10 protein-coding genes and 1 pseudogene are annotated in these 9,356 nt (G+C 40.8%); 4 read left to right on the forward strand and 7 right to left on the reverse strand.

The genetic code is table 11. The annotated features are described in order from the left end of the window. Window positions 1–80: 80 nt before the first annotated feature. From R7Z50_RS23640 to R7Z50_RS23655, 4 genes and pseudogenes are all read left to right on the forward strand, one after another. A pseudogene (locus tag R7Z50_RS23640) lies at window positions 81–176 on the forward strand (RES domain-containing protein); the annotation flags it as partial. A 43-nt stretch (window positions 177–219) separates the two neighbouring features. Then, window positions 220–495 carry a nitrogenase-stabilizing/protective protein NifW gene (locus R7Z50_RS23645; RefSeq protein WP_005398559.1) on the forward strand — a complete coding sequence of 92 codons (276 nt, stop codon included), beginning with the start codon at window positions 220–222 and terminating at the stop codon, window positions 493–495. 185 nt (window positions 496–680) lie between these two features. Further along, entirely contained in the window at window positions 681–1,109 is a 429-nt protein-coding gene (locus tag R7Z50_RS23650) for a PaaI family thioesterase (RefSeq protein WP_005398557.1), read from the forward strand. 335 nt (window positions 1,110–1,444) lie between these two features. Continuing rightward, the gene (locus R7Z50_RS23655) at window positions 1,445–1,696 is read left to right on the forward strand and encodes a DUF2999 family protein (RefSeq protein WP_005398555.1); all 252 of its coding nucleotides are present in this window, start codon (window positions 1,445–1,447) and stop codon (window positions 1,694–1,696) included. A gap of 138 nt (window positions 1,697–1,834) precedes the next feature. Here the strand turns inward: R7Z50_RS23655 and R7Z50_RS23660 are convergent, their stop codons facing one another. The 7 genes from R7Z50_RS23660 to R7Z50_RS23690 all read right to left on the reverse strand — a co-directional run bounded on the left by R7Z50_RS23660 (window position 1,835) and on the right by R7Z50_RS23690 (window position 8,565). After that, window positions 1,835–2,542, reverse strand: a complete 708-nt coding sequence (locus R7Z50_RS23660; protein WP_169629191.1) for a helix-turn-helix transcriptional regulator — start codon at window positions 2,540–2,542, stop codon at window positions 1,835–1,837. A 107-nt stretch (window positions 2,543–2,649) separates the two neighbouring features. Continuing rightward, window positions 2,650–3,531 carry a hypothetical protein gene (locus tag R7Z50_RS23665; RefSeq protein ID WP_005398319.1) on the reverse strand — a complete coding sequence of 294 codons (882 nt, stop codon included), beginning with the start codon at window positions 3,529–3,531 and terminating at the stop codon, window positions 2,650–2,652. Further along, on the reverse strand, window positions 3,521–5,905 hold the full coding sequence (locus R7Z50_RS23670; protein ID WP_031780705.1) for a fimbria/pilus outer membrane usher protein: 2,385 nt from the start codon (window positions 5,903–5,905) through the stop codon (window positions 3,521–3,523). Before R7Z50_RS23670 ends, R7Z50_RS23665 begins: the two co-directional genes overlap by 11 nt. A gap of 100 nt (window positions 5,906–6,005) precedes the next feature. Further along, the gene (locus R7Z50_RS23675; protein ID WP_005398315.1) at window positions 6,006–6,695 is read right to left on the reverse strand and encodes a fimbria/pilus periplasmic chaperone; all 690 of its coding nucleotides are present in this window, start codon (window positions 6,693–6,695) and stop codon (window positions 6,006–6,008) included. A gap of 2 nt (window positions 6,696–6,697) precedes the next feature. After that, the gene (locus R7Z50_RS23680) at window positions 6,698–7,405 is read right to left on the reverse strand and encodes a molecular chaperone (protein ID WP_005398312.1); all 708 of its coding nucleotides are present in this window, start codon (window positions 7,403–7,405) and stop codon (window positions 6,698–6,700) included. 75 nt (window positions 7,406–7,480) lie between these two features. Further along, window positions 7,481–7,981: a hypothetical protein gene (locus R7Z50_RS23685; protein ID WP_005398310.1), complete on the reverse strand. Its 501-nt coding sequence runs from the start codon at window positions 7,979–7,981 to the stop codon at window positions 7,481–7,483. A gap of 77 nt (window positions 7,982–8,058) precedes the next feature. After that, complete coding sequence (locus tag R7Z50_RS23690; protein WP_005398308.1) at window positions 8,059–8,565, reverse strand: hypothetical protein; 507 nt, start codon at window positions 8,563–8,565, stop codon at window positions 8,059–8,061. Window positions 8,566–9,356 lie beyond the last annotated feature (791 nt).

Below are 9,356 nucleotides of genomic sequence, written 5' to 3' on the forward strand. Positions count from 1 at the left end.
CCAAACGTTTTTGATCTATAAACTGCATATGTTTCTTCAGATCTGGTAAGTCAAGATACCTCGGTGAACGCTTACATAAAAACGACGTTGTGACTCCCAATCATCCTAAGAAGAAAGAGATCGTCAAGAAGGCTGAAAAGCTTGATTTCGCGTTTAATCCTCGCATTTTTAAGTAGAAAAGATGAAAATGAAAGGTGTGATTCAAGAGGTGAAAATAGAATGCCTGAGAATTCTATTCAAGACAAAATCGCTAGCTTTAGCTGCATAGAAGAAGCGTTCGACTATTTTGAGATCGAGTTCGACAGCCGCTTCATTGATAATCATCGAACCGAACTCGTCAAGCGATTTAACGGCTACTTAATCCTGCAAAAGCCAGATGACTGGTTTTCTGCTCGTCGCGCACTGAAGAGCGCCTACTGTAAAGTCCAACGTAGTTTGTTAAGTAAAACCACCCGCTCAGCGTGCCGTGGTTGTACCTCTTGTCAAAGACGGTAGGGCGCAGTACGCCAAGTATTCACGTACCCAAATCAGCTCGAAAGATAAAACAGACCGTATATGCCCTGGATCCCGCACCTTGATGACCATTGGTAACCACAGTGTTGTGCAAACAAAGATTACTCATCATTTCTTTAAATGTAATTGGCATATGCTAATTACTTGTTTGAATATGAGTTGTCATTATGTCCAGAAATCGCATGTCTCACATTACCCACCAATCTCATTATCAATGTGCAGTGTGTTCTGCAACCGACGCGAATCCGAACTCTTTAGCCGTTGCGTATCAATGTTTACCCGATCATTCCGTTGTCGCAGAATTTCATGTTCTGCCGCGTCATCAAGGGTATACCGGATTATTACATGGCGGCATCGCAAGTGCTCTGCTGGATGGCGCGATGACGCATTGTCTGCTGTTTCAAGACGTTGAAGCACTTACCGCACAGTTAGATGTTCGCTATCATGCTCCTATTGAGCTAGATGAGCGAATCAAAATAACGGCTCACTGTGAGCGTGAAAGACATGGTATTTATCAGCTAGTCGCTCAGTTACAAGTCGACAATGTCGTGAGAGTAACGGCCAAAGGTAAGTTTATTTGTCCTAAAATGAAATAACGAGTTACGTGGGTGTCGTGCTCAGTGGTAAACTGTTAGGATCTGTTGACCTTTCGAGCTGATTTTTGCAGCAATTTATGGGTTCTTTATACAAGGCAGAGACTTTGATGTGTCGCTAGTCTACATGAAAAGCCGATAACGCCGTAGAAAGGAGCCACAAATGCTGCCCGAAGGGTTCGGCTAAAAGCGTTTTATCCTTTGTTGAGGTGTATTTGCTTAGAGTGACTAGGCGACATACACCTCGCCTCGTCTAAAATGCTTTTATCTCGAACAAAATTTAACCGCGAAAGATAAACAGACCCTAGCCCATTTTAAAAGTATTTCAAGGTAATTTGATGAACCCGATTCTTGCGATGTTGAAAGACAATAATATCAGTGACGAGAAAATCAACGAGCTATTTCATGCGTTAACTCAAAACCCTTTGGCAGCCATGGCAACAATCAGTCAACTGGGGCTACCACAAGATAAGCTTCAGGCATTGATGGGGCAGGTAATGCAAAATCCTGTGCTTATCAAAGAAGCAGTAGAAGAATTAGGTTTAGATTTTTCAAAAGTGGTTGAAGTAAAAGAGAAATTGCAGCAATAGCGCGCAGTTGTTGCGATAGTGAATAAAGCAATGATAAACAAGAACCGCGTAACTCAAAATTAATTGTCTGGAGAATAGCTATTAAATTTCGAAGATTAGGCCTTTCCTCCTTGAAATTAGCATATGAGCAGTGATAAGTTAGTGCTTAGAGCTATTATATGAAGAATAGTCATAAATAAAACGTGCCTTCTTAATGGCCTGTTTACGGTTGTTTACATTCATTTTTTTGTATATGTTGTAAAGATGTGTTTTCACAGTGCTTTCTGCGATAAATAAATCTTCAGATATTTCAAGATTTGATGCACCTTTGATGAGGCGTTTAAATATTTGAATTTCTCTTTTGGTTAGATTAGTACTAGCCTGTGTCACTTGTAAATTTAGTGCATAAGGGCGAATTTCGAAGAGCATCTGTGTCATTACTTTTCTTGGTAGCCACAGATCTTCGTCACTGACAGTTTTTAGACAACGTGTGAAGTGCTCTATAGGTGCATCCTGATAGATAAGTCCTTTCAAATTCAAGAAATGCATTAATTGCATTTCTGCTAATGCCTTTTCTCCAATTTCTTTAGGAACATCGTAAATTATCCATTTGTTGGACAATATGTTTGTTAAGCTTACATTGTTACCACTAAACTCCACTATGTTTTGATAACTAATAAGAACGAGATCAGAGCTAATGATCTCTTCAGATTTAGTGATCTCTTTCGAGCATTTTTTTTCTAAGGAAAAATAGCCAGTTTTTTCTATTTCTTGTTGTATAAACTGATTGGAAATTCCGTTATCACTAACTAGAAGTATATGCTTGCTATTTCTATTACTATTCTTTTTTGAGTCGATATTTATCATGATAAACTACCATTGACATTTATTATACTTATTTTCAATATATCAAATGTAGATAACAGTGCCGAATTTTTCCAATATATTATTAATAATTTTAAAGATAGCACACACTATGGTTGTTGTGATAGGTTAGGTTCGATAAATATCTGTAACATATCTTTGTATTGACCTCCTGGCTTTTCCGTCGCGTCACCAATAATAAAGCTCAAAGGAATGGGCTGCCCGATCGTCGCAGCATCACGTTGAATACGTGCATCAGTATGTTTTAGGTTTATATTATCGTTGTCGAAGATAAGCTGATAGGGGATGTCCCATCTGGGGTCATTTGATTCGTGGCGCAATGCACCTTGATGTGATGACTCCAAAACAACTGTGTAGGCAGAGTTACTTTGTACCCATAGATTTGGCGAGGAGTTGATCACTTTGTTTGAATGTAACGTTCCTAAGTCAAGGTCATAGTGTGGTTGTGATAATCCGTAAAAATGAATTTTCGCCGCGGATGGTACATCTACAGTGACAGGAAGCAAGGTAGGACTTATTTCTATCTTGCTGTCTCCTTGTGCATAAGACGTTGCAACTTCTAAAACTCCTCGATAGCTCCCTGACGTTAACCATTGTTTACCGGGAAAGCGCATTTGTACGGTTGCAGTAGGTTGGTTCTCGGTCAAAGTAAAGCGCCATTGATTAGCTATTGTGTTACCTGATTGTCCACTCCACTCGAAAAAAAGCGGCTCTTGACGGCTACTTTTCAGTGATTTACTTGTATCGTCAAGCTGTAAAGCTAAGTTAAGCTCGCAGCCCTCACCAATAATATTTGCACTCACGCGATAGGTATTGATAGTTGCAAAACTACTGTTATTGAAGACATCGTATTTTGCTTGTGTTGATGCTGGTTGGATAGACAGAGAGTTAGCTTCACAAGCCCAAACAGAAGGTATATTAGCCAATGGTAGCAAGAACAATGCGCTCCGCTTTAGTTGTTTAATCGACATATAACTCTCCTAATCTGATCAAGGTGTCACTTCGTTCACTAAGATTAATAACTACCGACTCTTGCTCTTTAGTATCAAGAACGAGTTTGTATTGTCCCGGTTTTAATCCAGAAATAGCAAAAACCCCACTACGGTTTGTAAAGAATTCAATCGGTTCTTGCTGTGTTTTACCAAGGTACTGGGCAAAGCCCGCAACAAGTGAAATAGGGCTGTTACTTTGACGATCGAACAGCTTACCAATGACGGTTAATACCGCATCAGAACCAATTTGAAGTTGAAATCCTTTTTTATAGCCAGGTTTAACCCAAAAAGCGCCTTCTCCGAGATCGTAACCGGGTGGTAAATTTTCCACGTCGTATCCGATCACTTGGCTGTTATAGGCCACAAGGTCAGGAACCAACGCAGAAGCGTCTTCATAAAGATAGACGCGTGCTTGCTTACCGTCTCGGGTAGGGTCGATGGCAACGTCGTTCTCTGCAAGGCTTTCATGTTTATTAATGATGGCAAACGCTTCTCGAACGGGTCTTCCTAGTGTCACTGATGACCCTGCAAATGCAACCGCACTACTAAGCTTAAGATCGGTGCTATGATTTCTCGTATTATCACTGATGCTCTCAAGGCGAGAGGTGTGACTCGCGCTTAATTCGTAGCGGTTTGCCGTATAGTTAACCCCAAGATTAACATCTGCGTCAGTCTCTTTGTTATTAATGGTACTGGCAAATGCAGAAACACCGCCAGTGCTTCCAATATTATTTTGATAACTATAATCTAAGGCACTTTCATTGAGTTCTGTTGAATAACGACCAACGACACGTGTTTGTTTGCTGAGTGGCCAACTTAAGGTGAAAGTCGTGCTAATGTCATCGCTCCCCCTCTCGTTATTCTTATAATTAACACGAGCGCTCCACGTGGCGGGTGTATCGAATAATCTTGCTGATAAGCTGGGACTTACAATCCAATAATCGTTTTTTTTATCAACGCCAGCTCGATAATTTAGAGTAACAGCCGCGCGTAATGAACGTGAAAGATAGATGGATCCAAAAGCACTAGCATAATGAGTCGTTAAATTAATATCACTGCTTGATGCTTCATAGGCCGACACTCCACTGAAGCTATTACTTAAATATTCATAACTGAAGCTTAATTGTGGCTCTAGTGAGTTTGATTTAGAAAATTCGGCATCGAATGCCACTTTATAAGCGTCACCGCGGCCATAAATCGGATGATCACTCTGTGAAGCGTTTAATTCAGTAATGCCTAGTTTAGAAGCGAAAAGTGCGCTAGCACCATATTGGTATAGGTTTTCACGGACTTGAGAATTAACTCCTAAGGTTAACCAAGGTGAGACACCAACATCGAGATAACCATGAAAAATACGCTCATCCGTGAGGTATTCTAATTGTCTATTTTGGATTTCTGATGGAACGCCATACATGATACTATATTCGAATTCGCCACTGTTTAATAAATCATTACCGGTCGCAATCGAAAATTCAATGCGTTCTTCATTTCCTGAACGATCAGTAATAACAAGCTCAATATCATTGCTTCCTTGTGCTAGTGGAATATCACTGAGATTATAACTACCTGCCCCAAGGGTTAACCTTTGTACAGGGATGCCATCGATATACACATCGACATTAGATGTACGTTGGAGTGTGAAGGTTTGACTTGCGCGAGGGCGTACATTTTTGGTTGGTATAAGCGTGAAGTCACGCGTCACACCAACTCCTAAAATGTCAGTTCCATCTTGAAAGGCTTGACCACTGTTGTACATATCACCTATTACTATTCGAGTGCCTTGTTGAGGGTAATCGATGTTAAGGCGTGTACCCTCCCTAACGTAGCTTGAACCAGTTAGAGAACCATTTTCTATAAAGGATTCATATTCAAAATTAAGCATGCTTACATTCAATGCTGAGTCGAATCGGCTGCGATATAGACTTTCTCGAGCAGAGTCTTCGTCGACAAACTGACTTTCATTTGCAGAAAGTGACACATTCACATAGCCACTTAAAAGGCTTGGCTGCGCATAATTATATAAATTTCCCGCTTCGCTCATTGATAAATTTTGAGTCAGGCTGAATTGTGGTGGGATCGTCAAAACACATTCTAATGAAGCAAAATCGAAGGTTAAACCTAGCCCTGTTTGTGCGAAGTGCTGCTGAGACAATACGTTATTACCACTAGATTCCCTCAACGCATTCATTACCTCTTGCGTTACAACTGACGTCAGGAGAGATAGGGTGTCCTCTTTGGGTAATAAAATTTGGTTGTCTGCCGTAATGGTGATGTCTGCTTCACCTAATATGGTATCACTGACCCTAAGCAAAGATGTTAATTGAATATCTCGGCCAGTCGGATTAAGCACCATTTCTTGGCAGTGGGCAGCAGGAATTATTATGAATAGAACAGAGCAGCACATGAATGTGAGACTATTCAACCTGCGCATCAACTTAAAAATCTTTAAAAAGTCAGTTTTCATAACCATGATAAACGCCAACGGGTAATTGATTCGAAGAAGAATGTACAGTAATAGTAGAATGTGGTGGGACAAATTGCTCACCTAACGTCTCAAGCACGACTTGATTAAAGTCACCATGAAGACTGTCAAACCTGAGTAATGAGGTGAAAGTGAATCGATTCCCTGAGTTAGTGAGCGTTAAACTACCATGTTCACCAATATGTAACTTTACGTCCGGTTGAAGAGAAGAAGAGTGGACGTGTAATAGTGCGTTGTAGTGGATCTTTAGATTAATCCCAGTAGATAAACCATTCACTTTTTCGACTTGCGTACTCTTTCGATCAATATTGGCGGTGCTAAAGCGAATAAAGTAACTTTGGGACACGTCGAGCGCCACTTTGCTTAGCCATTGTATTCTAAATGTTTGACGCTTTCCGGGCGCAAGCATTGCTGCGGGCGGAAACACCAAAATGTCTTCATTTGGTGAACTAGACGTTTCAAACGTACCATCAGGCGCAAACGTCAAACGCCGAACGTTGGCTTCAAGTGCGAGCGTTTTAGTTGAGTTATTGGAAACTACCAATTGCGAAGTTAGCTGATGATCCGTATTTAGCTCAATGACAGTTGGAGAAAGCGTAATTCCAAACGCTTTAGTATAGATAAAGCACACCATCACACCGGCTAATAAACGCCATTGCATCGCTACTTCTCCTGTTCAATATCAATGGATAGTGTACGAATATTGAAATTCTCAAGTGGTAACATTTCAAGGATACGTTTGGAGTGGGGCAGCACTAACGTCCCTGGGATACGTTGTGCGATTTCGTTTCCTTTCAAGTACGTTGACTGAGTGCCATCGGACACTTTCCAGGTCGTGTTAGTTAATCGTCCGTAACTGTTACCGTTATTCAGTACTTCTAGAACCCAATTATCTTTGTCGTTTTGTTTTATACTTGTCACGGCAAACTGGGGCGAGGTATTTTGCGGGCGAACATTGATGAGCGTGTTAAACCGAAGAAGCAAACTCACTTGGCCTTGGTTGCTGCTCGCTCGTTCCACTTTAACTTGTTTAACCGCAACCCGGTACGCTCTAGATTCAGTGATGGAAGGGTCGCCTAAGTACCGAATCATAACCGATTGTGCACGGCCTGGCTCTATAATGGCAGTGACGGGTATGACCAATAATTCTTCATCCGCTGGTTCGATGGTCTCGTTACCATATTCATCCATGGTCATAAAGTAGGGTTGCAGTTCTACCGTCAATGGCACGGTAGAGGTATTCTCTACCCGCATTGTCATTTGAGCACGTTTCCCTAATGGTGCCATCTCGGCAGACATCGGTTCTACTTTAAACGCATGTGCGAACATACACGTAAAGGACAAAACGAAAAATGTGAACCAACGAGTCATAGTAGTAAGCTCCATCAAAAAAATCTTACATGAAAAGAAAGGAGGAGGCGAAATGCGCCCCCTCATTTTGTACGTTTAGTTTGAGGTGATATTCACAGTTAATGTGTCAGAGTAGCCACCAGCCCAAGGGGATGTTTCAGTAGTAATAATGTCAATCGATGCACCTACACCGCTCGCCAAAGTGCCTGAACCGCCATAAGATTGAGAGGCTGAAACATCGTTTAGACCAGGGCCACCCGGTGCGTTCAATGTAAAGGATGCTAAACCACCACCAGGGTTAAATGTTGCATCATATTTTAGAGCAAAGTCTTCATTATCATCCGACTCCAAACCACCTTCAGCACTGGTCATAGTAACGGTGGCACCATCTGCATCATTACATTTCAAATTCAGACCACCTACAGTTACGCTTTGAATTGCTGAGACGTTTCCAAAGTCAATTAACTGTGTGGCAAGGCCAGTCACTTCACAAACAGGTGATACATAACCAACTAATTGAACATCACCAGGAGCAGCGTGGGTGTTAGCACCAAAAATAGCGGTAACAGCAGCTGCACAGAGTGTTAACTTTTTCATAAGAAATTCCTTTAACTTTTAATTGTTGGCTCGATTACGGCTGAGCGTATGTTGCCCTGCAGTTATTTGCAGAGTTCCTACTTTGTCACGCTATGAATTGAAGGGTAGACTTCAATTTCAATAACGTCTTGATAATAACCGGCATAAAGCAAGTTATTTTCGAGCGTTACCCTAAGTACTCCTCGTTGAGTAAAGGGAATAACACCAGAACTGTCTATCATTACGGGCGACAGCAATTGTCTACTAAGCCGACTTTCATTTAATTGAAGCTCATCGACTTGCAACGATAGTTCGTAATTTTCAATTAATTCAACGCCCTGATGTTCATATTTAAGGCCACCATATTGAGAATTGATGGTGATCCCCAAAGGGCGATTGCAATATAGTGAGAAGGGCAATGATTGCGTCTTCTGCTCAGAAAAGGCCATCACATTGCCTGATAAAAAATTAATTTCACAACGATCTTTAATCTGTCCTGCCAATCCCATGGTTAGAGTGTTTGAACGTACACAGAAAGGGAGTGATAGGCACACAAACATAAATGTTGTCACGAATCCACGAAGAGTAAAAAAATTTTCAGTCATTTACTCGCCCTCATCTATTCAATTACATTCACATTCGTTGTTGAACAATTCAAACTATAGAAACTAAAGACTTTGGCGTAGTAGTAAAAAAAGTTGATTCTGAAAGGAAAGTAGGAGATTTGGTATGAGTTTGGTTAAAAGAAATGAGTCCGTTTTTTCGCAATAGGTTGATATAAAGCAAGTTGTATTTATTGAGGTTAAAAGTCAGCGAATAATGAATATTTTACTTATTGTAAATGTCTGATTTATAAACTAGCAGCAGGTTTCGATGCTTTAGCGAAAGAAGAATGAAAGACATACGAGGGACTGTTTTATCTTTCGTGGTTAAATTTTGTTCGAGATAAAACGCTTTTAGCTGAACCCTTCGGGCAGCATTTGTGGCTCATTTCTATGACGTTATCGGCTCTTCATGTAGGCTAGCTATACTTCAAAGCCTCTGCCTTGTATAAAGAACCCACAAATAGCTGAAAAAAATCACCGCGAAAGGTCAATAGACCCAAGATAGCGGTATGCGTTTACGATATGTTTGCAGGCAACAAATTGCTAGTACAAAAATGGAGTAGGAATCGACAATTCTGATATTAATTCATACAAATGGGTGAATTTATCTCCACTCAGTTGATAAATAAAATATTTTTTGTTGACCTAAGATTATTATCCTTTAAAGTACGCCTCGTTCTCACGGCAAAGACCGATGAGGGTGGTGTTACCATCGTAAGTGTTCACCAAGCCCCTATTGACAGAAAAAGTGTGACACTCAGCACTTGATCCATTCTTGGCTATTGAGTGAT

This window comes from Vibrio sp. 1249-1, from assembly GCF_033340495.1.

What these genes read in the sequence shown, in the direction of transcription:
- R7Z50_RS23645 (WP_005398559.1), top strand. Translation starts at nt 220, where the DNA reads ATGCCTGAGAATTCTATTCAAGACAAAATCGCTAGCTTTAGCTGCATA.
- R7Z50_RS23650 (WP_005398557.1), top strand. Translation starts at nt 681, where the DNA reads ATGTCCAGAAATCGCATGTCTCACATTACCCACCAATCTCATTATCAA.
- R7Z50_RS23655 (WP_005398555.1), top strand. Translation starts at nt 1,445, where the DNA reads ATGAACCCGATTCTTGCGATGTTGAAAGACAATAATATCAGTGACGAG.
- R7Z50_RS23660 (WP_169629191.1), bottom strand. Translation starts at nt 2,542, where the DNA reads ATGATAAATATCGACTCAAAAAAGAATAGTAATAGAAATAGCAAGCAT.
- R7Z50_RS23665 (WP_005398319.1), bottom strand. Translation starts at nt 3,531, where the DNA reads ATGTCGATTAAACAACTAAAGCGGAGCGCATTGTTCTTGCTACCATTG.
- R7Z50_RS23670 (WP_031780705.1), bottom strand. Translation starts at nt 5,905, where the DNA reads ATGGTGCTTAATCCGACTGGCCGAGATATTCAATTAACATCTTTGCTT.
- R7Z50_RS23675 (WP_005398315.1), bottom strand. Translation starts at nt 6,695, where the DNA reads ATGCAATGGCGTTTATTAGCCGGTGTGATGGTGTGCTTTATCTATACT.
- R7Z50_RS23680 (WP_005398312.1), bottom strand. Translation starts at nt 7,405, where the DNA reads ATGACTCGTTGGTTCACATTTTTCGTTTTGTCCTTTACGTGTATGTTC.
- R7Z50_RS23685 (WP_005398310.1), bottom strand. Translation starts at nt 7,981, where the DNA reads ATGAAAAAGTTAACACTCTGTGCAGCTGCTGTTACCGCTATTTTTGGT.
- R7Z50_RS23690 (WP_005398308.1), bottom strand. Translation starts at nt 8,565, where the DNA reads ATGACTGAAAATTTTTTTACTCTTCGTGGATTCGTGACAACATTTATG.